The sequence below is a fragment of the Oceanobacillus halophilus genome, from assembly GCF_003628505.1.
Lineage (GTDB): Bacteria > Bacillota > Bacilli > Bacillales > Amphibacillaceae > Oceanobacillus > Oceanobacillus halophilus.
This window is the reverse complement of sequence record NZ_RBZP01000007.1, coordinates 119,611-144,422: the sequence shown is the minus strand read 5'-3', so window position 1 is coordinate 144,422 and position 24,812 is coordinate 119,611. Positions and strand designations below refer to the sequence as shown.

Genomic DNA, 24,812 nt, shown 5'->3' with positions numbered 1-24,812 from the left:
TGCGTCATATACTATAATGAAATTAGGAGTTGATATGATGAGCGATGCCCAGAAACATATGGAAAAATTAATGCAGGAATTGCGGCGTGGTACGATAACTATCGGAGTATTGAGTCAACTATCAGAACCTCAATATGGTTATTCGCTTGTTACTATGCTTGGAGATAAAGGAATTCAGGTAGAACCAGGAACATTATATCCATTGTTAAGAAGACTGGAAAAACAAGGTCTTCTCGCTAGTCAATGGGATACAAATGATACAAGACCACGCAAATATTACTTATTAAGTGAAACTGGAAAAGAGGTTTATGATCTATTGGTCGTGGAATGGAAAGGGATTGTAGAAAGCTTAAATCATGTGATTAATCCTAAAGGAGGGAATGAAGATGGAACTGATTGACAGGTACATTTACGCTGTGACACAAAAATTGCCAGAGTCACAGCGGGAAGACATTGCAAGTGAGCTTCGAGGTCTTATTGAAGATATGTTGGAAGAACGTGTGAATGGCCGAGAAGTACATGAAGAATATGTGGAAGAAGTCTTGCAGGAGTTAGGAAATCCAAAGAAATTAGCTCAAAAGTATCGTGGAACAAAGAGATATCTAATCGGTCCTGAATACTTTGATACGTTTCTTTATGTCCTAAAAATTGTCTTAATCGCGATGAGCGTTGGTATAGGTATATCATTCGTCATTCAAATTATTATTAATCCGGTATCTATACTTGATCATTTTATTGAAATGATTATTTCTATATTTACTGGATTACCAATGGCAGTTGGATGGACAATAATTGGTTTTGCAATCGCTGAATATTATCAGGAGGATGGGTTACAAGAATTAAAAAAGGAACAGGACTGGAAACCATCTGATTTACCGCCTATTCCTAATCCTAAGGGGAGCATTAAGCGTAGCGAATCAATTGCAGGAATCGTATTTCTTGTCATAATTATGGCGGTCTTTGCTTTTTCTACTGATTATTTCGGTGTATGGTTCTTCCAGGAAAATGGATTTAGAGGAGTTGTTCCATTTTTAAATGAAGGTACTTACGTGCAATGGTTCCTCCTTCTTATTCTAGGATTGGGTATATTAAAAGAAGTGATAAAATTAATTTATGGGAAATGGTCTTATCATCTTGTGATGCTTATCGCTATCATAAATATTGCATCTTTCGTAGGTGTCCTATTTATGATAAACGGACCAGATGTTTGGAATCCTAATTTTATCAACGAATTAATACAACGTGGATTGTTTACAGAAGGCAGTGAAGCATTTCATGTTGTTACACAAATTTGGAACAATGCTACGAATTGGATCCTCGCAATCCTTGCTATTGGATTGATTTGGGATATAGTAGATGGAGTTATTAAAACAGTAAGAAGTAAATAATGCTCTTACAAGGGAACTCTAAGCAGTGGATAGTGGAATCAAGTGGTTTTTCAGGAATTGAGAAGCTTAAGTTCGAATCAAATACATTGGAGCGAATGAATGCACAGACTAATCCTAAGTGTGTACAAAATCCACACTATTTTGAGTTAAAAAGTATAAAGTTTATATAAAATACGACATAAATTATATAAGAAACGTAAGTAGAAAGACTGGTGAGGGAATTGATTGGGACTATATTTATCGATGGGATGAAAGAGTCTGATTGGGAAGAGGTACGGGAAATTTATATCGAAGGAATTAACACTGGAAATGCGACATTTGACACAACTCCTCCAACCAAAGAAGAGTGGAATAAAAAATATGTAGAAGACTGCAGATTAGTTATAAGAGAGGCTGGTAAGGTAATTGGCTGGGCTGCTTTATTACCAATATCAACAAAAGACGCCTTTTATGGTGTAGCGGAGTTAAGCATATACCTTTCATCCAGTAGTGTAGGAAAAGGAATAGGAAAGAAATTATTGGATGCTTTAATTAAAGAAAGTGAAGCAAATGGTTTTTGGACTTTGCAAGCAGGGGTTTTTCCCGAAAATGAAGCAAGTATCAAGTTACACAAAAGTTTAGGTTTTCGGGAAGTTGGAATCCGTGAGTCTCTAGGAAAATTAGATGGTATCTGGCGAGATGTGTTGCTGATGGAGAGACGAAGTAAGGTAGTTGGAATCGATTAGAAAGTATTTGGTTAGGACTTGTTTAAATGCTAAAGTTCACAGGAAAAAGGCTAATGTTCACACAAATTATTTTAAAGTCAACCTTTAAAACACGTTACTAGTAATTACTTTTAAAAAAGATGTCTAAATTTTAGGCATCTTTTTTGTTGCATTTTCATACAAGCAGTAATATACTACATTACAAGGGTAATGCACTAACTTAGATGAGGAGGTGCAAGCTTGATTCATTCGGATGGAACGAAACCGATTTATGTACAGATTGCGGAATGGCTGGAGACTGAAATTTTAAATGGACATTTTAAAGTGGATGAAAAGGTCTATTCGCAATACAAGCTTGCAGAAATGTTTACAATTAACCCGGCAACTGCAGCGAAGGGATTAAATATCTTAGCAGATGAGAAGATCCTTTACACGAGGCGAGGTCTGGGAAAGTTTGTAACCAATGAAGCGAAAGAAATTATTACGGACAAACGAAAAAATCAAAAATTAAAAGGACTCCTAGATGAAGTGGCTCTAGAAGCGGAGCAACTTCATGTTAGGGAAGAGGAACTGTTTAGCATGCTCAAAGAAAGTATGGAAAAACGTAAGGGGGATGCAAAGTGAACGTGATAACTTGTGAGGGTTTGAAGAAGAATCAAAGGAAAGTTAGGGCATTAAGCGATTTATCATTCACGATTAAGGAGAATACAATTACCGGTTTAATTGGAAGGAATGGAGCAGGGAAAACGACTCTACTAAAGATACTTGCTGGCTTTTGGAGAGAATCATCCGGGGAAGTAAAGGTGTTCAATCAACATCCTTTTAATAATCTTTATGTTTCGGCAAATACCATTTACGTTGATGATCAAATGAGTTTTCCAGCTTCGTTAACATTAACAGAGATTTTACAGGAAGCTGAAGTGTTCTATGAAAATTGGAATGGGAAATTAGCCAAGCGATTATTTGACTACTTTTCCTTTCATCCGGAACAGCAGCATGAAAATCTTTCTAAAGGGAAAAAAAGTACTTTTAATATGATTGTTGGATTAGCTTCAAGGTGTGCACTTACGATATATGATGAGCCAACGACTGGAATGGATGCTGCTGTAAGGAAAGACTTTTATCGAGCATTATTGCGAGACTATCTTGAGTACCCTAGAACAATCATTATATCAAGCCATCATTTAGATGAGGTGGAGGATTTGCTGGAGGATGTACTGTTATTACAAGATGGCAGTAAATGTTTGCACTTACCGATAGATGAATTGAAGGATTATGCGGTAGGACTAACTGGCAGAACGGAAATGGTTCGGCAATGGATCGCGAATAAAGAGGTCTTCCATACGAACAATATTGGAGCTGGCACTACCTATGCTGTCGTAAAAAAAGAGGGGATTCCACTGGATAATGCAAGACAACTTGGAATGGAAACAACTTCTGTCACATCCTCCGATATCTGTGTTTACTTAACAGATCAAACAAAAGGGGGCATTGATGATGTCTTTAAATAATGTCCGTTTGCAAAAAGTAGTAAAAAAACAGTCCGTTTATAAGGTGAAAGCAAATCTTAGTATGTACAGTTCGCTCATTGTTATCCAACTGCTTGCTTTATTATTTTCATTAGGTGGAACGGGTACGATGGGAACAAGTTCTGTAGGCTATAATGGTATAACCATTCGACTTTTCTCAGCTGATATTGTCATTGTATTTACCATGATATGGGGATTCATTACAGCAATTATGCTGACAACAAAAGCATATAAAGAGGATGAATTCATCTTCGTTACGAATAGGTTAACTAGTAATTTGTCTAACATCATCTTTTTATTTGTAGCCAGTATATTTAGTGGAATAACGGCAGTATTATCTGGATATTTGCTGAAAGTTATTATGTTCAGTTTCTTTAATTATGAATTCTTACATGCAGGAACGTCTTCTGAATTCGGTATTTTCATAAGTGGATTACTGACAACCATTCTCTATGTATTTATGTTTAGTTCATTTGGCTATTTGATTGGCACGGTTGTTCAATTAAGTAAGATGTTTATTATTATTGTGCCTGTAGTCATTATTGGAGGAGTTTACCTGCTAAGTCGCATAAATCAGGATGTAATTCTTGATATTGGTTCCTTTTATTTCTTGGAATCGAACTTTTTCATCGCCCTAACTAAAATTATTTTGACGGCAGGAATCTGTTTTCTTGCAGCTATTTTCATTTCCAATCGATTGGAGGTTAGAAAATGACTTCGATATCCGTTCTTCCGATTATCTTACTTTTGGTATTCATTGGAGTCCTATTTTTATTTTCCAAATTTATCGAACGTATAAATAACCGCGGGAAAAATGTAAAGAGAATGTTGTTAAGCTACGTCATGATCTTAGTCCTTGCAACTGCCGTGTATTTCTTATTGCCATTGGATAAGAGTATAGTTAGCGATGAATCTATAGATCCCGATACGGCTCCATCTCTCTTTCATCACTTAAATTTGGAAACGCTAGATGAAGTAGATTCATCGCTCATAAGAAAGAGTTGGGAATTTGATATCAATAGTGATAAACTGCAGGTGCATTTCACAGAAAATGACTGGGGAAGCAATGTTCCAATTTATTTAGATCAAGTAGAGGATTTGGATGAAAAGGTGGAAGCAATATTTTACCAAAGTCCTACGTTTGTTGAGGGGGTAAATGTAGCAGATTTCACAGCACTGCCCGATATCGACTTTTCATCGAATACTCTAAGAATAAGGGAACCAGCATATGAGGATTTGGAATTCATAACATTTAAAACCGAATTCCCCGTTAGGCAGTTCACAGGCGAGAAATTAATAGAGGAAGGTTTTTTCCATGGTGATGAACTTATTTACATTCGTGTTCCTGAAGGGATAGACTTAGATATAGATGAAGAAATAAATTTTGTGGATTAAGAAACTATAATTAAGAAAAGGGATGTAATTTCATGAGTACGACAATTATGATAGATGATTATAAGATTAAAGCAGAGGAATTCCATAAAGCAAGAATTCAAAAACAAGGGAAGGAAAAATGGAAAGTTTCTTTTCAATTTAAAGTAAAAAGCGAAGAGTATCATGATATTACCAAGTTGCTGTATAAAAATGACTTTGTAATCCATGTCCCGGACGAAAATTTATCTTTTCGAGCCAAAATAGCTAATTATTCAACATCCATAACGAATCTTTATGAAAAAGATAATGTAGGTGAGTTTGAACTGGAATTAGTAGAGAAAAACTAGAACATCAACATTAGACAGGAAGTGCACGCATGGAAGGGAAAACAGTTGTTGTTGTAAAAGGTATTGTTATATACAAAGGAAAGATACTACTTGTTAAACGGGCTGAGGAAAGCAAAGTTGGCGCTGGTACGTGGGAGATGGCAGGTGGAAAATTGAAATTTGGCGAGGAATTGGAAGACGCGCTTGTAAGAGAAATTAAGGAAGAGACTGGAATATGGATAAGGCCTAGGAAACTCTTATTTGCATCTACCATAAATGATGATCCGAGTCGCCAGTTGGTTTTTTTGAATTATCTATGTGAAGCAGATGATGATGATGTAACTTTATCTGATGAACATACTGATTTTGTTTGGGCCACGAAGATGCAATTAAAAGAATTAATAGCCCCAGAAATCTTTCATCAACTAGAAAATAATCACGTATTAGAGTTGGAAGTTTTACAATAGACTCTATATTTCACCTACCATCTTGGATTTTTTTATTATATAATAGAAAGAATATTAAGGTATGTATAAAAACTTACATATAGGAGAAAGCAGAAGGAAAGGATGTATATTTAATGGCAACAACAAAGGAAATTAAGCCACGTAAAGTGTTAGACAGAATCAAACCATATTCTCCTGGCAAACCCATTTGGGAATTACAGAAAGAGTTAGGCTTAGAGAAGGTTATTAAACTAGCATCAAATGAAAATCCATTAGGCCCCTCACCAAAAGGGGTACAAGCTATTTCTGCAGGACTTGCTGAGTTAAATCGTTATCCAGATGCAGATACAGCTGCATTAAAAGTGGCTATTGCCGAAAAGATAGATATGAAGAAAGAGCAAATTATCGTTACGAACGGAGCAGATGAATTAATTACGTTAATGTCGGAAGCATTCCTTGAAGAAGGCGATGAGATTGTTGTACCGTATCCATCTTTTAGTGAGTATGATTTCGGGGCGGATTTAATGGGAGCAACCGTTGTTCAAGTGCCTTTTGATGAGGGATTTCAGTTTAATGTCGACAAGATGATAAATGCTATTACAGATAAAACGAAGCTGCTTTATATTTGCTCACCGAATAATCCTACTGGTACCTATTTAGCTAAGTCAGATTTTGAAGCCCTGTTAGATGCGGTTCCAGAACGTGTACTGGTTGTCTTTGATGGTGCATACAGTCATTATGCAACAGCTGATGATTATACGAATGGCATGGACTATATTAAAGCAGGAAAGAATGTATTGGTTCTTCAAACATTCTCAAAAGTTTATGGATTAGCTGGGCTTCGGGTAGGATTCGGAGTAGCGCCGGAGTCTATTATTCAAACAATCTTAAAGGTGAAAGAACCGTTTAATGTTAACAGCCTGGCACAGGCAGCTGCCAAAGCAGCAATATCAGATGATGAGCATGTTGAAGCATCTATAGAAAGCAATGAAGCCGGAGCAAAAGAACTTTATCAAGCATTTACGGATTTAGGGCTAGATTATGTTGAAACAACAAGTAACTTTATCCTTCTACAGCTTGGACCGGATGCTGAAAAATTGTATCATGATTTATTATCCAAAGGAGTTATCGTTCGCTACGGAAAAATCTGGGGACTCCCAGAATATGTTCGAGTAACGATTGGAACGAAAGAAGAGAATGAGTTCTTTATTAACGTCTTGAAAGAAGTACTAAATAAATAATTTGAGAAGATCCTGAATAACTTTTTTAGCGAATGTAGAAGTTATTCGGGACTTTTTTACGCTTGGGAAGTATAAAATTGAACAGATTCGCAAAAAAATGACTAAAAAGATTATAATTGGTGTATAGTTATATTTTTGCAACTAGTAGAACAGATAATAACAAAGGAGCAAACATGAAACCAATTCAAATAAAAGTAAAAAACAGTTTTATCAAGAAATATCAAAAAAACTATCCACTAATCAGTAAAGATGAGATTGCTAATCCTCAAGTTTTAAAGGAGGAAGGGGCTATCGTTCATTTGCTGGAACCGAATGGAAATTTTATTGCCAAAGGTTATTACGGAAGACAAAATAAAGGTTTGGGTTGGGTACTAACTTCAAATCTAGGTGAAAAAATAGATGTTATCTTTTTCAAGAAAAAGATCTCTGCTGCCTTTGATAAGCGTAAATCCTTCTTCCAAGATGAACATACTAATGCATTTCGTGTGTTTAATGGAGAAGGCGATGGTATCGGCGGGATTACGATTGACTACTTTGATGGGTATTACCTGATTAACTGGTACAGTGAAGGGGCCTATACCTTCAAGGAAACTGTTATCCGGGTATTGGATGATATGGGTGATTATAAAGCAATTTATGAAAAGAAACGTTTTGACACGAAGGGCAAATACATTAATGATGATGACTTTGTAAAAGGGGAACGAGGCGAATTTCCAATTATCGTTCAGGAAAATGGCATAAATTATGCGATTTATTTAAATGATGGTGCGATGGTGGGTATTTTCCTTGATCAGCGTGATGTGAGAAGAGCCATTCGTGATAAATATGCTAGCGGCAAAAATGTGTTAAATACCTTCTCCTATACTGGTGCTTTTTCCGTTGCTGCAGCACTTGGCGGGGCTGCAAAAACAACCAGTGTAGATTTAGCAAAACGGAGTAAAAGCAAAACGATTGAGCAGTTCAGTGTGAATGGCATTGATTTTGAAACACAAGACATTATTGTAATGGATGTGTTTGATTATTTCCGATATGCGAAGCGGAAAAACTTAACATTTGATATGGTGGTGCTCGATCCACCAAGTTTTGCCCGTTCCAAGAAACGCACCTTTCGTACGGCAAAGGATTACCCAGAATTGATAATGGATGCCATTGAAATATCGGAAAAAGGCGGAATCATTGTTGCTTCAACAAATAATGCTTCTTTTGGAATGAAGAAATTTAAAGGGTTTATTGATAAAGGATTTAAACAATCGAATTCTAAGTACCAGATATTAGAGGAGTTCTCCTTACCGGAAGACTTTCATGTGGATAGAAGTTATCCTCAGGGCAATTATCTGAAGGTTGTAGTATTGAAGAAAATGAATTAAATAGGGTGCTATGTAAGAGTCATATCGGCAGAAATTGCTGATACGACTCTTCTTCACTTACGTTATTCGCTCTTTCCTCCGTCTCTGTTTTCTCCCCATGAAATTCACAATGAATACACTGGATATAGCAATCATACCTCCGATTAGTGAAAGTGTATTTGGCCATTCTCCAAGCCAGAACCATGCGATAATAATAGCGATAGCCGGCTCCATGTAAAGCATACTGGTTACCGTGCTTGGGTTGCCTAAAGAAATCGCAATTGCCCATGTTGCATAACCAAGTGCTGCTGGGAATATACCGACAAAGATTGCTGCAACATGCGCCTCAGTGGTAGCATGTTTCATGTTTTCATATAGTCCAGGAAGAAATATTATTAAAGGTACTGTTCCGGCCCAAGTAAAATATGCTGTTAATTCAATTGGTTTATAACGTGTATATAATGGTTTTTGAAAGACGAAAAAGATTGAGGATGCAATGGTTGCGATTAAAACAAAAATAGTGCCTTTAGAAATAGAGAAGGATGTGCCACCTGATGACCCTAAGGTTATTAAAATAATACCAATAAATCCAATTCCAAGACCAGCCCAACTTGAAGCACTTAGTCGTTCCTTTAAATGAAATACAGCTATTATTGCTGTGAATACAGGTGCAGAACCTACAATCATACTGGCTGTTCCTGCTGGAATGCTTTCTACACCAAATGTTAAGCCAACATGGTAAACCGTGATTCCCATCCAGCCGAGCAACATTATACGCACAATATCCCCTTTGCTAGGAAGCTTAAAGTGCACCCCTGGAAGTAAGCTGTATAAAACGAATACACTTGAAGCAATGAGAAACCGGACAAGAACTAAGTGCCCCGAAGTATATCCTCCTAGTAAACTAGCACGGACACCAGCAAAAGAGGATGCCCAAATGACAACAGTAAACAATGCCATAAAAAACGCCTTCTTGCCCATGCCCATCCCTCCTTGTATATGCGATATCGAACATATTGAAAGTAACATAAGCAGATGGCGTTTGGCAATGGGATTTAGAGTGTTATAACATAGAATTTTTTTATTAGACTTTATAAAACCACTTGTATATTTATTCTTATTAATGCATAATAATTCATAAATACTAATTGAGAAGGTGGAATCCTTATGGTGAAGATAGAAGAACAAATTGCTTTCAATAACCAGAAATTGCAAGGCCGTGATTTTTTAGCACTAGCAGATTATAAAAAAGAAGAGATTGACTATTTACTAAATTTAGCTGGTTATTTAAAAAAACAAAAGATGGACGGGATTTCATATGAACCATTAAAAGGTAAAACATTAGGGATGATTTTTGAAAAATCTTCTACTAGAACACGTGTATCTTTTGAAGCAGGAATCTACCAGCTTGGCGGGATGGGAATTTTCTTAAGTTCCAAGGATATTCAAATCGGAAGAGGGGAAACAATTGCAGATACGGCGCAAGTGTTATCTGGCTATTTGGATGGAATCATGATTCGTACATTTTCTCAGGAAACAGTGGAGGAACTTGCAAAATATGCGACTATACCTGTAATCAACGGTCTTACAGATATGTATCATCCGTGCCAGGTTTTAGCAGATCTTCAAACAGTGAAGGAAGAAAAAGGCCCTTTAGCTGGAGTGAAGCTGGTTTATATAGGAGACGGAAATAATATGGCTCATTCTCTTATGATTGGGGCTGCATTAATGGGAATGGAGTTAATAGTTGTAGCTCCAAAGGGGTATCAGCCAGATACTTTGATAACTGAAAAGGCCAAAAGTCTAGCAGAAAATCACGGTGCCAAGATTAGTGTGATGGAAGATCCAGAACAGGCTGTTGATGGAGCGGATGTCATTTATACAGATGTTTGGGCAAGCATGGGGCAAGAGGAGGAACAAGCGAAGAGAGAAGCGGATTTTAAAGGGTATCAAGTCAATGAAAAATTACTTTCTTTAGCAAAATCAGACGTAACGTTTATGCATTGCTTACCAGCTCACCGTGGAGAAGAAGTTTCTAAAGAAGTGATAGATGGAAACCATTCGGTTGTCTTCCAGCAAGCAGAAAATCGACTTCATGCACAAAAAGCATTGATGACAGCGTTAATGGGATAGGGAAAGGCTTTTAAATGACTACTGATTGTTTATAAATTAGTAGTCATTTAATATTGGCATAAATTTTGATAAGGTGTAATCATTATGCACTAACTATGATAACAATGGAGGGGACATTTTGAAGAAAAAACCTTTGATATTTATTACTGTAATTTTTTTCATTGCTAGTTTCTTTGATCTCAGATATAAAGGATTATTCTATCAGTTATTACCTAAACCTATACAATCTTATATAGATAAAATGATGTAGTGATAGTTCGGAAAACGGAATTAAGGAGTCTTAATGCTGCAAGGGAAGGAAGTTAACGAATGAGAAACCACTCTTTACTTTCATTGGTATGATTATGACCCACAGGTAGAATGGATGAATAGTGAATTGGTGGAAATTGGAAGAGAGAAGCTGTCTATAAAGATACGTACGATTATCGACACGACCTTTATTGCTCTACGTACATTACCTCCTCAAAGGGTATTGCATGAAGAAGAGATTAATAATACGGAAGTACGAGGTTCATTTTAAAAAGAGTATTTAAATAAAAGGGAGAAAAAATGACAAAGGATAAACTAAAAGGGATGATAACCTTAGGTACGTTATTAGGTGTAATGGGACTGATATTTATATTTTTTAGTGTTCGTTTTGGAACCTCCTTAGCAGATGGATGGTTAGCGGCACAAGGTGGTTTTGCTAATAGTTCCATGTACGAATTAAGAGTGGAAGCAAATACGAATAATTTTTCTTAGTAACTGGCAGCATACTTTTTGGTATTGGGCTTACTACCGTTGTTTTTACATATTATAAAATGCTTTTTATGGAGAAGTAGGAGAGCAATAGCAGAAACTATAACATCTATACATAAAGCTCTTCCATTGTTGAGGGAGTGATAAAGTATGGTGGGGAAAACAAATAATATAGTATACGAACGCTTGGATCTAAAAGAATTTCCAAGCGTTTTTACGTGAATATGAGCTCATTGGAGAGGTGTGCTATTTACCCAAGTACTTGCCCGCCATTTACATGCAGAGTTTGACCGGTAACAAATCTGGAATCATCAGAAGCCAGATAAACAAAGGTTGGAGCTACTTCAAATGGCTGACCCTGACGATCCATTGGGTTACCTGCTAGTGGAACTTGGTCTGCAGAGAAGCTAGCTGGAATAAGTGGTGTCCAAATTCGACCTGGAGCTATAGCATTTACACGAATTCCTTCTTTAACTAGATTGTTGGCCAGTGCACGCGTGAATCCGATATTTGCGGCTTTTGTTGCTGTATAATCAATCAGCTGATCATTCCCGTCAAAGGGCACAACCGAAGATGTATTAATGATGGAACTACCCGCTTTTAAGTATTTGAGTGCTGCGCGAGTTGTATAAAAGTGAGAATAAACATTGACTTTAAATGTATCGTCAAACTGTTCATCCGTAATATCCGTTAATTTTAGCTGTTGAAACTGAATACCAACATGGTTACAAAGAATATCAAGTCTCCCGAAAGTTTCAATTGTTTTTTCAACGATGTCTATACACTGCTGTTTCTTTCTTAAATCTCCAGGTAGTTGAAGACAATGCTGTCCAAGTTCTTCAATTCTATTCTTTGTTCGATTGGCATCTTCTTGTTCATCTAAATAAGAAATTGCCACATTTGCTCCCTCTTTAGCAAAAGCAATTGCAGCTGCAGCACCCATACCACTGTCACCGCCAGTAATAAGTGCGACTTTTCCTTTTAATTTTTCACTCCCTTTATAGTTAGGGTTTTCGATGATTGGTCTTGGCATCATTAGTTTTTCAACACCAGGCTGTCGATACTGGCGTTGTTCTGGTACCGTTAATGCAACATCTTCAAACTGTGTGATCTTTCCGTAATTGGGATACATCGGATATTGTTGCTCGTTCTTATTCATCTCAGACATTTGAAAAACCTCCTACATATCCATTATGAAATTACATTATGTAGGGTAGGCAGATGTCGTGACTGACTAGCTGGTGATGAAGTACGGGCTCATATTTTCGTGCAGCGAATAGGCTAATAGGGAATATGGCTAACCGGGAGGGAAGATCAATGAAATATTACTACAATCCTAAAGTAAAGCTTCTATTAATTCCGCATTCGGAGAAAAAGGAAAAGATGCGATATGATGATAATTCTAGGGAAATAGAAGTTCCGATGATCGGACCCAGACCACCATTTTATGATAATCCGAGGTATAAGCAGTATTATCCGGTGATTTAGGGATTTTGTTGGTGGATATGAACAGAGTGGAACGCCTGTAACTTGTGAAGAACGCCTATAAAAATGGAAGAACGCCTATAAAAATCGATGAACGCCTATAAAAGTGAAGGAGCGCCTATAAAAGTGAAGGAGCGCCTATAAAAGTGAAGGAGCGCCTATAAAAGTGAATGAGCGCCTATAAAAATGAATGAGCGCCCATAAACAGAAGGTGCCACCTATAAACCCATGAGAAAACACAAAAAAAATGACGAGATTTCAATGAATCTCGTCACCTTTGCTTTACAGTTTTACAATGGTTCTTCCTTTTGCTTCTCCATTAAGTAATGTGGGAAGAACAGAAGGAAGCTGATCTAGGGTAATTTCCTGTTGTACTAATGCTTCCAAATCTGCGGGTTTATAGTCTGTTGCAAGGTGTTTCCAGATAGAAATTCGGGTTTCCATTGGGCAATATACGGAGTCAATTCCAAGTAAATTTACTCCTCGTAGAATAAATGGAAATACATTAGTAGGAACTTTATTTCCTGCAGTTAGACCGCTGACAGCAACGGACCCACCATATTCTATGTGACTCAATATGGAAGCAAGGACTTCTCCACCAACTGGATCCACTGCAGCTGCCCATTTTTGTTTTGCTAATGGTTTTATCTTTCCAGTATAAACGTCTTCACGAGGAATAATAGATTCAGCACCAAGGTTATGTAAGTAATCATTTGCTGTGTCCTTCCCTGTACTTGCTTCGACTTCATAACCTAATTTTGCTAGAATAGCAACAGCAAAACTACCGACACCACCGGTAGCGCCAGTTACGAGTACTTTACCCTTTTCAGGGGATGCATTATTATCCTGTAGTCGCTTGATAGAAAGTGCAGCTGTAAATCCAGCGGTTCCGATAATCATTGCTTCCTTTAAACTTAGACCATCAGGTAGGGGAACGATCCATTCAGATGGAATACGTGCATACTGACTATATCCTCCAAAATGGGAAACACCAATCTCATAGCTTGTTGCAATGACTTTATCTCCTGCTTTATAACGAGTGTTAGAAGAAGATACTACCTCTCCAGCCAAATCTATTCCCGGGACAAATGGATAGGATTTGACAATATTTCCATTCGGAATGGTTGCAAGACTGTCTTTGTAGTTAACGCTGGAATAGTAAACACGTATAACCACGTCACCTTCAGATAGATCTTCTATTGCTAATTTATTAATTTCTAAGGAAAAATCTTCTTCTTTTTTATTCACGACAAGTGCATTAAACGATTGAGTCATGGATTGGGAAACTCCTTTCCGATTGTGAAATTTTTAACATATATAAACTAATACCATTGTACATGATTTTTGTATGAAACGCATGCGATTCATAAAACGTTTTCAAATAGAAAAAGGAGAATCATGCTAGGATGAATCCTCCTTGAGAACACTAACTGTAGGTAATTTTGAGTCCTTCTGTATCAATATTTAATGCTTGTACTTTGTAATCTGGTAATATAGTCTGCATCTTGTTTGCAATGGTTGCTCCATTTCCTGAAGGTACAAACGACATCATTGTTGGCCCTGCACCGCTAATGATGGATCCATATGCTCCAAATTCTTTCGCTCTTAATCTGATCTTATCATAATTTGGAATTAGTTTTGCTCGATAAGGTTCATGGAATAGATCTCTTTCCATCATTTTTCCTGCTAGAGCATAATCTCCAGATACAAGGGAGGCAACAACAAGATTACTAACCGCACTTGCACTTGCTGCATGTTTTTTGGAATAAGATTCAGGTAGTACTTTTCTTGCTGCCTCCGTTTTTAATTCTACCCCAGGGATACTGACCACAATATCCATCTGGAGATCCTTGAATTCTATTCGTTCAATTTCTTCTTCGATTATGACGGAGATAACTAGTCCACCAAAAAGTGCGGGTGCAATGTTATCTGGATGACCTTCGATTTCTGTGCCATATTGTAATTTTTCTTCATTAGATAAATTTAAATCACATGCTTGGTTGGCGATTTCAATTCCTGCTAGGATGGCAGAGGCACTGCTACCAAGCCCACGAGCTAACGGAATTTCGCTAGTTTCTGTAACTTTACATGCTGGAAGCTTTTTATGATGGCGATCAGCTATTTGCTTAGCAACTTTATAGATAAAATGGTCTTTATAATCACTAGGAGGAGCGGGAGGGGAGTGTTGAATAAACTCCCAGTGTTCTGATTCCTCAACATGTAATGTTAAGTATAAATTTACTGCTAAACCCATAGAATCGAATCCCGGTCCTACGTTAGCTGTACTGGCTGGAACAGAAACGCGAAAGGATCTCATAGACTCATCATTTTTTCAATATATTCTTTTACAGCTGATTCATCATTTGGCAATGATTCTGGGTTTATTTCCATTTGATCGATTGCTGTTTGTGGGTCTTTTAATCCATTTCCGGTTAAAACAGTAACCACTTTGCTTCCCTTCTTAATAGAGCCATTTTCTAACTGCTGAAGAACACCGGCGAGTGATGCACAAGAACCTGGTTCTGCAAAAACACCCTCTGTACGAGCAATTAGTTTAAATGCACGAGTAATCTCTTCATCTGTAACAGAGCTTATCATTCCTTCTGATTCATCTCTGGCGTTAGTTGCAAGGTCCCAGCTTGCTGGATTACCGATTCGAATGGCAGTTGCTATTGTTTCTGGTTGCTCGATTACCTGGTTCTTTACAATAGCGGCAGCACCTTCTGCTTCAAAGCCAAACATCCTTGGTAGTCCAGTTTGCTTCTTCTCATGGTATTCTTTGAATCCTTTCCAATAAGCACTGATATTTCCAGCATTCCCAACAGGAATAGCAAGGATATCTGGTGCAGAGCCGAGAGTGTCACAAATTTCAAAAGCAGCTGTTTTTTGCCCTTCTAATCGAAATGGATTTACAGAATTAACTAATGTTACCGCTGTTTGCTTGCTGATTTCTCGTACCATTTTCAATGCTTCGTCAAAGTTACCGTCAATTTCAACGATTTCTGCACCATACATGACAGCTTGGGCAAGTTTTCCGAGTGCGACTTTTCCTTTAGGAATAACAATGATTGCACGGATTCCTGCTCTTGCTGCATATGCAGCTGCAGAAGCGGAAGTGTTTCCGGTTGATGCGCAAATCACAGATTTGCTGCCTTCTTCAATCGCTTTAGCAACTGCAACTACCATTCCACGGTCTTTAAAGGAACCAGTTGGATTAATTCCCTCTACTTTTCCATAAAGTTCAATTCCTAGCTGATCAGATAGATTCTGAAAATGAATCAACGGAGTATTTCCTTCATGTAATGTGAGTTTTGGTGTATTCTCTGTTACTGGTAAAAAGTCCTTGTACTGATGTAATAATCCTTGCCAACTCATTGATTAGCATCTCCTTCAACTTTGTAGTAGCTTTTTGTTTCGATAACAGCATCTAGATTTTCTAAGCGATTTAATGCAGCATAGAAATTGTCTAAGGATGTTTTATGTGTAACAACAATAATTTCAGCTTTTTCATGCTTAATAATTGGATTTTGTAAAATTCGTTTGAAACTGATATTCAATTCATTAAATAGCGCAGAAATACGTGAAAACACTCCAACTTCATCTTTTACATGTAACCGAACATAATACTGTCCAAATCGTTGTTCTTCTGTTTTCAGCTGCTTGTTAAAGTGAGGATCAAGATATTGAGATCCTGTGACACCGAGCAGCATATTTTTTATGACAGATACGACATCAGAGGTGATAGCTGTAGCTGTAGGTAAACTTCCAGCACCAGGACCGTAAAACATTGTTTCACCAACTGCATCCCCATAAACATAAACAGCATTATATTCATCATTAACACTAGCTAATGGATGGTTTTTAGCAAGCATTGTTGGTTGCACATTGACTTCTAGCTTTCTATCATCGAAATTGGCAAATCCGATTAATTTCATTGTATAGCCAAGCTGGTCTGCATAATTCATATCTTCCAAAGTAATATCTGATATGCCTGTTACCTCTACATCGTCTAAATCTACATTCATGGAAAAAGCTAACCTAGCAAGTATTGCCATCTTTCTTGCTGCATCAAGTCCCTCAACATCAGAAGTGGGATCAGCCTCGGCGAAACCAAGTTCTTGTGCTTGCTTCAGAGCCACATCATAGCTAAGTCCTTCTTTGTCCATTTTTGTAAGGATATAGTTTGTTGTTCCATTCACAATTCCCATTACTTTTCGAATGCGATCTGAGGATAATCCATCGGTTATACCTCTTAAGATAGGAATTCCACCTGCAACGCTTGCTTCATAGTAGAAATCACATTTGTTTTTACGTGCAGCTTCTTGCAACTCTGGTCCATGTAATGCAACCAGGTCTTTATTTGCAGTAACAACATGCTTCTTGTTAGCAAAAGCATTTAAAATATGTTTACGAGCTTCTTCAATTCCGCCCATTACTTCTATAACAATATCAATCTCTGGATCATTTAATACGTCATCCGGATTGGTAGTGAGAAACGTTCGATCTACATCAACATCACGTTGCTTATCGATATTGCGAACTAAAACACTTTTCACTTGAACGTCTGTACCAAGCTGATGAACCAGCTTTTCTTGATGATTCTCAATCAGCTTAATGACTCCAGAACCAACTACCCCTAATCCTAATAGACCAATAGATACTTTGTTTCCCACAAAATCACCTCATGTTTGTTTATAAATTAAGCGTTCATAAAGGATCCCCAGATATTTGAGTTCCCAAAAATAATATAATATTGAATACATTGTAACCGTGAAAGCCCCATCATAGCAATAGAGAATTTTTAAATAATTCATTGATATCCTAAAAATTTCACGAATGAACCAATTCTTAATGGAAGAATAACTTATTATTGCAGGCAATAATGGAGGTGGGGCAATGAATAATGCCATGATTGGTTTTTTGTTTATTTTTTGTTTGCTGGTAGGAGTTGGATTAGGAAGCCTCTTTCAATCGATGGAAGTTGGAGGAGCTATTGGCTTAAGTATTGGTTTATTACTTGTTTTATTGTTTAGAAGAAATAGAAGGAAATATAGATGAGAAGGGTATCGCGTAAAATGGTACCCTCTTTTATTTTATAAAGAAGGAGGAAAAGTTGAATGACATAGCTAGGGTTTAAGTAAAACAAACGTTTGATCAACAACCCCTTTTCGACAAAATCCGGGAAGTGCCAGGCACCGGGAAGCTATAAAAGAATTTTATTGGTATAGCAGTAGCAGTAATGTAAAATGAAGATGTTGAATTTCAATAGATTTGGAGTAGTTCATTAGGAAGATAAATGACTAGTCAGAGTTGTTGATACAATTTTAGGTACAACTTATGAGGTATTAAAAATTGGGGGTAAAAGAGCTTGAGTAAGAAAAAAGTAGAAGAAAGAGTATATAGATGTGCCAATCAGTTAGTAGCAAAGAAAGGTTATGTCAGTCCTGCTGATTTATTGGTTCAAATGGAGCGACTAACTCCAAAGCAATTAGAGGATTGGCGATTCAAGAGGATTCCCTACTTAGAGAAAGTAACTCTTGGGAACCTATCAAAAATGAATCATATCCTTTCAACATTAAAAAAATATGCAGACGAAAATAACTTGAAACCATCAATTACGGTGTACAAATCATGGGGAAAAGGTGCAAAAAGGACTTTACAATTCTCTAAAAAAGGTAATCCAAACTTGGAAAAACTGTATGCAACCCATTATGTAAGCCGTAATATAGGGAGTCGACAAAATTAGACATAATTCGGGAAGTGCCAGGCACTCTTATAGGAGGAGATGAGAAATTGGTGAAGGTTGCTAAACTGAAAATGCCAGAGTTGAAAAAGCATTTAAAACATTATAACCAAAAGGAACTTATAAAATTAATTACAGAGGTGTACAAGCTAAATGATGAAGTAAAACATTACTTATCTATAAAGTTTAATGCGGAAGATACGAAGAATGACTTGTTTGAGAAGACAAAAGAAGATATTAAGGATGAATATTTTCCATCAAAAGAAACTAGTAAACTACGATTAGGACGAATGAAAAAAGAAATAGCTAATTTTAAAAAAGTAACAGATGACTATTTAAAAACGGTAGATTTAGAGTTGTTTTATGTTGAAATGGGTACGGAATATACGAATTCATTTGGTGACATTGGTGAGGGATTTTATTACAGTATGGTATCTATGTTTCAAAAAGTTGTAGAGGAATGCGAAAAGGATGAAGAAGTATTTCAACATTTTAAAGATAGATTATATGCTGTTGTAGTTAACTCAGACGGTATTGGTTGGGGATATCACGATGCGCTTGAGGAGATTTACTATTCTATATGTTGGTTATTTGATGACGATGATGAGGAATATATATAAATTAAAACAAACGTTTGATCAACAACCCCTTTTCGACAAAATCCGGGAAGTGCCAGGCACCGGGAGGCACCGGGTATGTTGGGTTAGTTGTTATCGGTGCTTCAAGAGAGTTATTAGGCTGGATGTCATGATAGGGAAGGGCTATATCAATTAAAACAAACGTTTGATCAAGATGAATAATTACATAAAAGGCCGATATGGGTAGGTGCTGTTATTCTGCCTATTAAGATTTAAATAGTCGACAAATTTTAATATAGTTTGCTATGCCATTGTCGTCATAGAATATAAAACAAACGTTTGATTACATGGAAATTAGCATGGGATTGTTTCCTATAATTAAACAGACGTGTGATTTTTAGAAAAGGTATGGGAAGAATATGTGTATCCTACTCTAAGTGAGGTAATTAAATGGATAGTATATTATTTTCCATATTAACATTATTGTATCTTGGCCTATTAATTTTGGGCATGTTTCTAGCAAAACAGTCCGATTGGTTTTTTACCTGGCTTACACTATTGTTCGTAATTTTGGGATTGATGTATGATAATCTGGTTTTGGCTTTGGGTAAGTACATTGGAAAAGGGGAATTACTTGAAAATCTAAATATGGGTAGATATTGGCTTCATGCGTTTTTAACCCCTCTTTTAGTTATTTTTTCTATCCGTTCTTTGCATCTAACGGACTGGAAATGGCCTAAAAGGAAGGGAGCGATGTATGCAGCTGTACTATTAACTACCGTTCTCGTCATTGTGGAGATTGTCACCGTAGTCTTTGGCTTGAAACTGGAAGCGATATGGCAGCATGGTGTCTTGAGTTATGAAAATGATGGCCAAATAGTTCGAGTTCCTATCATGGTACTCGTTGTCACTCTCGTATTAACTATTACCTCTATTATTCTATGGTGGAAATTAAAATGGAAAACCATGTTTATTGGTGTTGCCGTGATGGGGATTGGCAATGGAATCCAATTGCCAATACAGAGTAATGCGACTGGTAATTTTTTTGAATTATTTTTGATTACTACCCTTTTTTTAACAGCCTTTTATCAGTTTAGAAAAATACCAAAGAATTAATCAAACGTTTGTTTTAAATAGGTAAAAGGCGTATACCAATCACGTTTGGTATACGCTAAATGGCAGTTAGTTTATTAATTTCTCTCGTCCTTAGATACCTGATATGCTCCATATTCTTCCCCATAATACTTATTATAACGGCTTCTAAATTTGTCATAAAAATAAGCGACAAGTACTTTTAATATTGCATATCCAGGAATTCCGAGAACCACACCTACAATTCCAAATAAGTTCCCGGCTATAAGTAAGACAATAATAATGGTTAATGGGTGGATTTGCATGGTACGTCCCATGACATTTGGAGAGATGAAATTCCCCTCTAAAAACTGTACAGCAATCCAAACAATGGCCAGTTTCAGAATCATAAATGGTGAATCAACAATAGCAATAATAACTGCTGGAATAATCGCTATTGTAGGACCAAGATAAGGAATCACACTAGTAACCGCAGCTACTATCGCTAAGGTTATCGCATAATCCAGTCCAATAATAAGGTAACCAATGAATAGTAGAATACCTATGCAGGTTGCAACAATAATTTGTCCTTGAATATAGGAACCTACTTGTGTGTCCATGTTTTTAAGGATTTGATTTGTATCCTCTCGAAATTTAGGCGGTAATAGCTTTAAACTAAACTCCTTAAACCTTTCACCATCTTTTAAAAGAAAGAACAAAATAAATGGGAATGTGATGATAGAAACAAATACATTCGTTATCGTGCTTGCTACATTACGAACCCCCTGAAATGCATCTGCTAGATATGTTCCAATCATGCCAGGAATATCGCTGAAATTTGTTATAACCCAATTGTATCCTTCATCATAATAAGGTCCTAAAAAGGAATTTTGTAACCAAGATGTTATTTCATTACCAAGCTGACTTAAATATAAAGGAAAGTTTTTAACTAATTCTTTAATTTGCGATTCAATTGCGGGAGCAGTTAGCAAGATAACTCCTGTTAAAAGCCCACTAATTCCTAAAATGATAATAACAATTCCCCATATTCTTTTGATTCGAATACGCTCTAATAAATCTACTATCGGATTTAACAGATAATAGGCAATGAATGCAAGAATAATGGGAGCCGTTATCGTTGAAAAGATGACGATAATTGGGTGGAAAATAAATGAAATCTTGCTATAAATAAAAATAGTAATACCGATCAATATTAATAAGGCCAAAGTGTAAAATAAATTTAGCCCACCAATAAATTTCATAAATCTGGTCGATTGCTTCATTTGCAGGCTCCTTTCACTAAAGTAATTATAAGTGAAATAGGATAATTATTCCAATAGGATATGTAAGTGAGGATAGATCAAACGTTTGTTTGAATTTTTAGAGGGGAACGAAGAGGAAAAGGTGAGGTGTTTTTTTCCCCTTTTCCTTTATTCGTAAGTCTTTTGAATTTAACAAACTGCTTTGTGCGAATGTTGCAAATGACTAGACCAAACCAGTACATTCTCATTGTTAAACTCACCATTAAAATCTTTAATAAATAATTTTATCATAGGTTGTTTATCATGATTAATTATTGTCTTTGAGATAATAGCTACTGCATCGTAGGTACACGTATCTATTTTTATTTTAACGCTATGAATGCCTGGATCAGGTATTTCAATTGCTGAATTGATAATAAGATTAGCAGTTTGATAATCAGCAATATTATTACGAGAACTGTTATGACGGATTATTCCTGGTATTGTATATGGGCTATTAGCCCTTTCTGTTTTTGAAGTTTGGAAGGAACGTGTAATCTTATGGTGTTTCATTGTAATTTCTCCTTGTTGTTTATATCGTATAGTTGTATGGTTTCCACTCTTTTTATTGTATCTATTATAAATAAATCAAATATAATTTGTGAATGTGTTCACTATATATTATATTTGAAAGCGGTTACTTTGGCAAGGGGTAATTTAACATTATTAGCAACTTGTTAATAGAACTGATTGAGAATCACTAGCCATTGTTTGAAAAAAATACAAAAAGGGAAAATAACATTCATTCGACAAAATTCGGGGAGTGCCAGGCACCGAATAAGAATGGTGGGGGATGTTTATTTGATTGTTTGTGGTTTATGATGAGGGTACCTGCTTTCAATTGTTAATGTGGGTGTAATTTTTGTATAGGAATGTATGGTAGATTTTAGGGGATACTACAATTAGCTTTTTGATGCTTTGAAAAGGCATCACGGTTTTATTAGTAGAAGTCTTCTGAATTAGAGGAGGGAAGTTATGGTGCAAAAGGAATTGCTGCCATTACAAATGGAATGTACAATGTTATTTCAATCGAATCCATATATGATTGAAACAATAGAAGGCATAGCTGAAAAGCTGGACAGAACAAAAGAAGAGCTCCTTCCTGTTTTATCGCAGCTAGTTATTCAAGGGATACTTCAGAATCTTGGTGATATAAATTCTCCGCGTTATCGTTACAAAGAACCAAGTGTAATTACTCAGGTCGATGGTGATTTAAAGAAGGCATGATTCAACGAATAGAGCTATTGCAAGAACTACAAAAGTCTTATGCGGAGAAATATAATTTATCCATTATTATGACGGATGATAACGGGAAAATCATTCTTGATAGAGTAGGAAATAATCCACTATTTAATTGGTTCTATGATAATAAGAGAGAGGTCTTACAAGAGGAATTTAATAGAGCAAAAGAGAAAAAGGTGAATACAGCACCATATTTGTACGATATCTGGCCGGGTGCTTATATGATTGTTGCACCCTTCCATGGAGAAAATGGGCATATTTACTTGATTTGGGCTGGTATCGTAATAGTAGAAGGAACCGAACAACTTGTTAATGAACAGTTACAGGAAAGTGTGAATATAAACTTTATTGAAATGATTAATAACACCCCTGTAATTACCCATGAGCCCAATCAACCTTTAATGAAACGAATAAAACGTCTTGCTCATTTAGCAACAATATACTTTAAAGATCATGATAAAAGTGATATTTACGAAATTCAAAAAGGGCTCTTTCGAAAAGTTTTAGAGGAAAGAAGCCAATTGAATACTATTCTTGAGGAATCCTTGCAAAACAATTTGGAGTTTGACTTTTTTGGTATAGCAAAAAAGCACAGTGATGATCACTATAAAGTTACAGAAGTATTTGGTCATGGTGTGAAATCAATGAGAGGGATGACTTTTTCGCATGGTGAAGGTCTAATTGGCCGCCCTCTTATAACCGACAAGTATGAGTATTGGGAAAATGTTGAGAAGGACCCTCGTTCTGTGTCTTTATCTCGCTATGGACTAAAACCAAAATCCTTCTTTTGTTATCCACTTAAACGTTATCAAGATTCCAGTACTCTGTTATTTGGAGGAAGTCATTCCAATAGCAAGATGTCAACGAGATGTCGAGAATTAGGAAAAATACTTGGGAGTATTTTAGAAACTGGATTTCTTATAGAAGACTTACAAAAGGAAAATCAGCAGCAAATAAACCGTTTAACTTCGATGGTTGAGATAAGTAAACTAATGGTCTCCACGCATGATTTTAAACGAATTGTTTATATTTTAGTGGATATTAGTTTGAATCTTATGGAAGGTCCATTTACTTGTGTGGTTCTTAAGGAACAGCATAACGATAGTGTGAATTTGGTATCACGTGGAAATCCTAATGGAAATCTTCGTGAATATGCTAAAAACGTGGCTGAGCGTCATTTTCTTAATCCTGTTAATACGCAGCAGTTTGAAATAATCACTCCAAAATTCGAAGAAACACCATGGGGAGAACGAACCCTTGAGTGTCCATTATGGAATCGGGGGAGAATTGTTGGAGTTCTATGTGTTGCTATTAATGAGCAACAAGCAAAATTGCAAGAACATGTGAACTTTTTACAAACATTGTCTGTAATTGGCGGTGTATCATTGCAAATCGTTGAACAAGAAGAAGAGGAACTGGATGATAAGCTTGTGTATTCGCTTTTCAGGGCAATAAAACAGTTTGACCAGGATGTTTATTCCATTTTAGAAGAAGCAGCGAAAATAGCGAAAGAATTTGCTGAAATGCAGGGATTGCCTGTACCTGTTATAAATGAAATAACTCATTCGTGTCTTCTTTCGTACTATTCATCTGCCTTTATTCAAGAAACATTACCTGAAACTAGGTTAAGAACTGTTATTGACGAAGGAAATACTCTGCTAAATGTGAACAAAGGAGATTCCTGGGAGAGTGCAAGTATTAGTGCGCAAGTCTTCGCACTTGCTATGGCCTATGTAAAAGACCAATCGATTAATAAACTGGAAAAAGTATATGATGGCAGGTTAATAAAAGATTTCAAGAGCTTTCTATATGAGACACAAGTATTAGAGGAAAAAGTTTCTATCGCGGAAACCTCTGTATCGATACAAGAGCAAGTACTAGATACGGTTACAAGTACTATACAGGAATTAAAACTTTCTCCAAGGGAACAAGAAGTACTTGATCTAGTTATCCAAGGCTACAATAATAAAGAAATCGCTCAACAATTATATATAAGTGGTCATACGGTGAAAAATCATGTCACGAAGATTTTCCAAAAACTCGAAGTGCCAGATCGAGCGCATGCAATATCAAAAGTCTATCGCTTAAAACATCAATCAGGATAAACCTTCCTAGTATTAGGAGGGTTTTTTTGGACAGAAAATTATAAAAAATGCAAGGTGCGGAT

General features: G+C 36.5%; 29 protein-coding genes. 21 read left to right on the top strand and 8 right to left on the bottom strand.

Features of this window, described 5'->3' with window-relative positions:
• Positions 1-37: 37 nt before the first annotated feature.
• From D8M06_RS10970 to D8M06_RS10920, 11 genes are all read left to right on the top strand, one after another.
• On the top strand, positions 38-400 hold the full coding sequence (locus D8M06_RS10970) for a PadR family transcriptional regulator (protein ID WP_121204446.1): 363 nt from the start codon (positions 38-40) through the stop codon (positions 398-400).
• A complete protein-coding gene (locus tag D8M06_RS10965) occupies positions 387-1,388 on the top strand; it encodes an HAAS signaling domain-containing protein (protein ID WP_121204445.1) in 1,002 nt (333 codons plus the stop codon). The genes D8M06_RS10970 and D8M06_RS10965 overlap by 14 nt, the downstream gene beginning before the upstream one ends.
• A 212-nt stretch (positions 1,389-1,600) precedes the next feature.
• The gene (locus D8M06_RS10960; RefSeq protein ID WP_338322973.1) at positions 1,601-2,113 is read left to right on the top strand and encodes a GNAT family N-acetyltransferase; all 513 of its coding nucleotides are present in this window, start codon (positions 1,601-1,603) and stop codon (positions 2,111-2,113) included.
• A 219-nt stretch (positions 2,114-2,332) separates the two neighbouring features.
• A complete protein-coding gene (locus D8M06_RS10955) occupies positions 2,333-2,716 on the top strand; it encodes a GntR family transcriptional regulator (protein WP_121204444.1) in 384 nt (127 codons plus the stop codon).
• Positions 2,713-3,603 (top strand): ATP-binding cassette domain-containing protein, encoded by an 891-nt coding sequence (locus D8M06_RS10950; protein WP_121204443.1) that lies wholly within the window; start codon positions 2,713-2,715, stop codon positions 3,601-3,603. Before D8M06_RS10955 ends, D8M06_RS10950 begins: the two co-directional genes overlap by 4 nt.
• Positions 3,590-4,336 (top strand): hypothetical protein, encoded by a 747-nt coding sequence (locus D8M06_RS10945; RefSeq protein WP_121204442.1) that lies wholly within the window; start codon positions 3,590-3,592, stop codon positions 4,334-4,336. The genes D8M06_RS10950 and D8M06_RS10945 overlap by 14 nt, the downstream gene beginning before the upstream one ends.
• Positions 4,333-5,016 carry a hypothetical protein gene (locus D8M06_RS10940; protein ID WP_121204441.1) on the top strand — a complete coding sequence of 228 codons (684 nt, stop codon included), beginning with the start codon at positions 4,333-4,335 and terminating at the stop codon, positions 5,014-5,016. The genes D8M06_RS10945 and D8M06_RS10940 overlap by 4 nt, the downstream gene beginning before the upstream one ends.
• Before the next feature lie 32 nt (positions 5,017-5,048).
• Complete coding sequence (locus D8M06_RS10935; protein ID WP_121204440.1) at positions 5,049-5,342, top strand: DUF3219 family protein; 294 nt, start codon at positions 5,049-5,051, stop codon at positions 5,340-5,342.
• 29 nt (positions 5,343-5,371) lie between these two features.
• Entirely contained in the window at positions 5,372-5,788 is a 417-nt protein-coding gene (locus D8M06_RS10930; protein ID WP_121204439.1) for an NUDIX hydrolase, read from the top strand.
• A gap of 113 nt (positions 5,789-5,901) precedes the next feature.
• Positions 5,902-7,008 (top strand): histidinol-phosphate transaminase, encoded by a 1,107-nt coding sequence (gene hisC / locus D8M06_RS10925; RefSeq protein WP_121204438.1) that lies wholly within the window; start codon positions 5,902-5,904, stop codon positions 7,006-7,008.
• A 173-nt stretch (positions 7,009-7,181) separates the two neighbouring features.
• Positions 7,182-8,375, top strand: a complete 1,194-nt coding sequence (locus D8M06_RS10920; protein WP_121204437.1) for a class I SAM-dependent rRNA methyltransferase — start codon at positions 7,182-7,184, stop codon at positions 8,373-8,375.
• Positions 8,376-8,432: 57 nt separating this feature from the next.
• On the opposite strand, the gene D8M06_RS10915 is transcribed toward D8M06_RS10920, so the two are convergent.
• A complete protein-coding gene (locus D8M06_RS10915; RefSeq protein ID WP_121204436.1) occupies positions 8,433-9,335 on the bottom strand; it encodes a DMT family transporter in 903 nt (300 codons plus the stop codon).
• 186 nt (positions 9,336-9,521) lie between these two features.
• Here D8M06_RS10915 and argF point away from each other — a divergent pair, with 186 nt between their 5' ends.
• From argF to D8M06_RS10905, 3 genes are all read left to right on the top strand, one after another.
• The gene (gene argF, locus D8M06_RS10910) at positions 9,522-10,487 is read left to right on the top strand and encodes an ornithine carbamoyltransferase (RefSeq protein ID WP_121204435.1); all 966 of its coding nucleotides are present in this window, start codon (positions 9,522-9,524) and stop codon (positions 10,485-10,487) included.
• Between the two features lie 364 nt (positions 10,488-10,851).
• Positions 10,852-11,007 (top strand): hypothetical protein, encoded by a 156-nt coding sequence (locus tag D8M06_RS19845; protein ID WP_158591781.1) that lies wholly within the window; start codon positions 10,852-10,854, stop codon positions 11,005-11,007.
• A 29-nt stretch (positions 11,008-11,036) separates the two neighbouring features.
• A complete protein-coding gene (locus D8M06_RS10905; RefSeq protein ID WP_121204434.1) occupies positions 11,037-11,228 on the top strand; it encodes a hypothetical protein in 192 nt (63 codons plus the stop codon).
• Positions 11,229-11,475: 247 nt separating this feature from the next.
• On the opposite strand, the gene D8M06_RS10900 is transcribed toward D8M06_RS10905, so the two are convergent.
• Positions 11,476-12,393, bottom strand: coding sequence for an SDR family oxidoreductase (locus D8M06_RS10900; RefSeq protein ID WP_194074632.1), 918 nt, complete (start codon positions 12,391-12,393; stop codon positions 11,476-11,478).
• Between the two features lie 149 nt (positions 12,394-12,542).
• Here D8M06_RS10900 and D8M06_RS20000 point away from each other — a divergent pair, with 149 nt between their 5' ends.
• Positions 12,543-12,713, top strand: coding sequence for a hypothetical protein (locus D8M06_RS20000; protein ID WP_170150272.1), 171 nt, complete (start codon positions 12,543-12,545; stop codon positions 12,711-12,713).
• 279 nt (positions 12,714-12,992) lie between these two features.
• Here the strand turns inward: D8M06_RS20000 and D8M06_RS10895 are convergent, their stop codons facing one another.
• From D8M06_RS10895 to D8M06_RS10880, 4 genes are all read right to left on the bottom strand, one after another.
• Positions 12,993-13,985, bottom strand: coding sequence for an NADPH:quinone oxidoreductase family protein (locus D8M06_RS10895; protein ID WP_121204433.1), 993 nt, complete (start codon positions 13,983-13,985; stop codon positions 12,993-12,995).
• Between the two features lie 151 nt (positions 13,986-14,136).
• Positions 14,137-15,027, bottom strand: coding sequence for a homoserine kinase (thrB, locus tag D8M06_RS10890; protein WP_121204432.1), 891 nt, complete (start codon positions 15,025-15,027; stop codon positions 14,137-14,139).
• A complete protein-coding gene (gene thrC, locus D8M06_RS10885) occupies positions 15,024-16,085 on the bottom strand; it encodes a threonine synthase (RefSeq protein ID WP_121204431.1) in 1,062 nt (353 codons plus the stop codon). The genes thrB and thrC overlap by 4 nt, the downstream gene beginning before the upstream one ends.
• Positions 16,082-17,383: a homoserine dehydrogenase gene (locus D8M06_RS10880; protein WP_121204430.1), complete on the bottom strand. Its 1,302-nt coding sequence runs from the start codon at positions 17,381-17,383 to the stop codon at positions 16,082-16,084. Before D8M06_RS10880 ends, thrC begins: the two co-directional genes overlap by 4 nt.
• A gap of 223 nt (positions 17,384-17,606) precedes the next feature.
• Here D8M06_RS10880 and D8M06_RS19995 point away from each other — a divergent pair, with 223 nt between their 5' ends.
• From D8M06_RS19995 to D8M06_RS10865, 4 genes are all read left to right on the top strand, one after another.
• A complete protein-coding gene (locus D8M06_RS19995; protein ID WP_170150271.1) occupies positions 17,607-17,768 on the top strand; it encodes a hypothetical protein in 162 nt (53 codons plus the stop codon).
• Positions 17,769-18,078: 310 nt separating this feature from the next.
• A complete protein-coding gene (locus tag D8M06_RS10875) occupies positions 18,079-18,456 on the top strand; it encodes a hypothetical protein (protein ID WP_121204429.1) in 378 nt (125 codons plus the stop codon).
• A 50-nt stretch (positions 18,457-18,506) separates the two neighbouring features.
• Entirely contained in the window at positions 18,507-19,073 is a 567-nt protein-coding gene (locus D8M06_RS20160; protein ID WP_241558936.1) for a DUF6155 family protein, read from the top strand.
• A 408-nt stretch (positions 19,074-19,481) separates the two neighbouring features.
• The gene (locus D8M06_RS10865) at positions 19,482-20,147 is read left to right on the top strand and encodes a hypothetical protein (RefSeq protein ID WP_121204428.1); all 666 of its coding nucleotides are present in this window, start codon (positions 19,482-19,484) and stop codon (positions 20,145-20,147) included.
• Positions 20,148-20,221: 74 nt separating this feature from the next.
• On the opposite strand, the gene D8M06_RS10860 is transcribed toward D8M06_RS10865, so the two are convergent.
• Together D8M06_RS10860 and D8M06_RS10855 are read right to left on the bottom strand one after the other, a co-directional pair.
• Complete coding sequence (locus tag D8M06_RS10860; RefSeq protein ID WP_121204427.1) at positions 20,222-21,385, bottom strand: AI-2E family transporter; 1,164 nt, start codon at positions 21,383-21,385, stop codon at positions 20,222-20,224.
• Positions 21,386-21,553: 168 nt separating this feature from the next.
• Entirely contained in the window at positions 21,554-21,916 is a 363-nt protein-coding gene (locus D8M06_RS10855) for a riboflavin kinase (RefSeq protein WP_121204426.1), read from the bottom strand.
• 462 nt (positions 21,917-22,378) lie between these two features.
• Here D8M06_RS10855 and D8M06_RS10850 point away from each other — a divergent pair, with 462 nt between their 5' ends.
• The gene (locus D8M06_RS10850; protein ID WP_121204425.1) at positions 22,379-22,630 is read left to right on the top strand and encodes a hypothetical protein; all 252 of its coding nucleotides are present in this window, start codon (positions 22,379-22,381) and stop codon (positions 22,628-22,630) included.
• Positions 22,627-24,750 carry a LuxR C-terminal-related transcriptional regulator gene (locus D8M06_RS10845; protein WP_121204424.1) on the top strand — a complete coding sequence of 708 codons (2,124 nt, stop codon included), beginning with the start codon at positions 22,627-22,629 and terminating at the stop codon, positions 24,748-24,750. Before D8M06_RS10850 ends, D8M06_RS10845 begins: the two co-directional genes overlap by 4 nt.
• Positions 24,751-24,812: the final 62 nt, after the last annotated feature.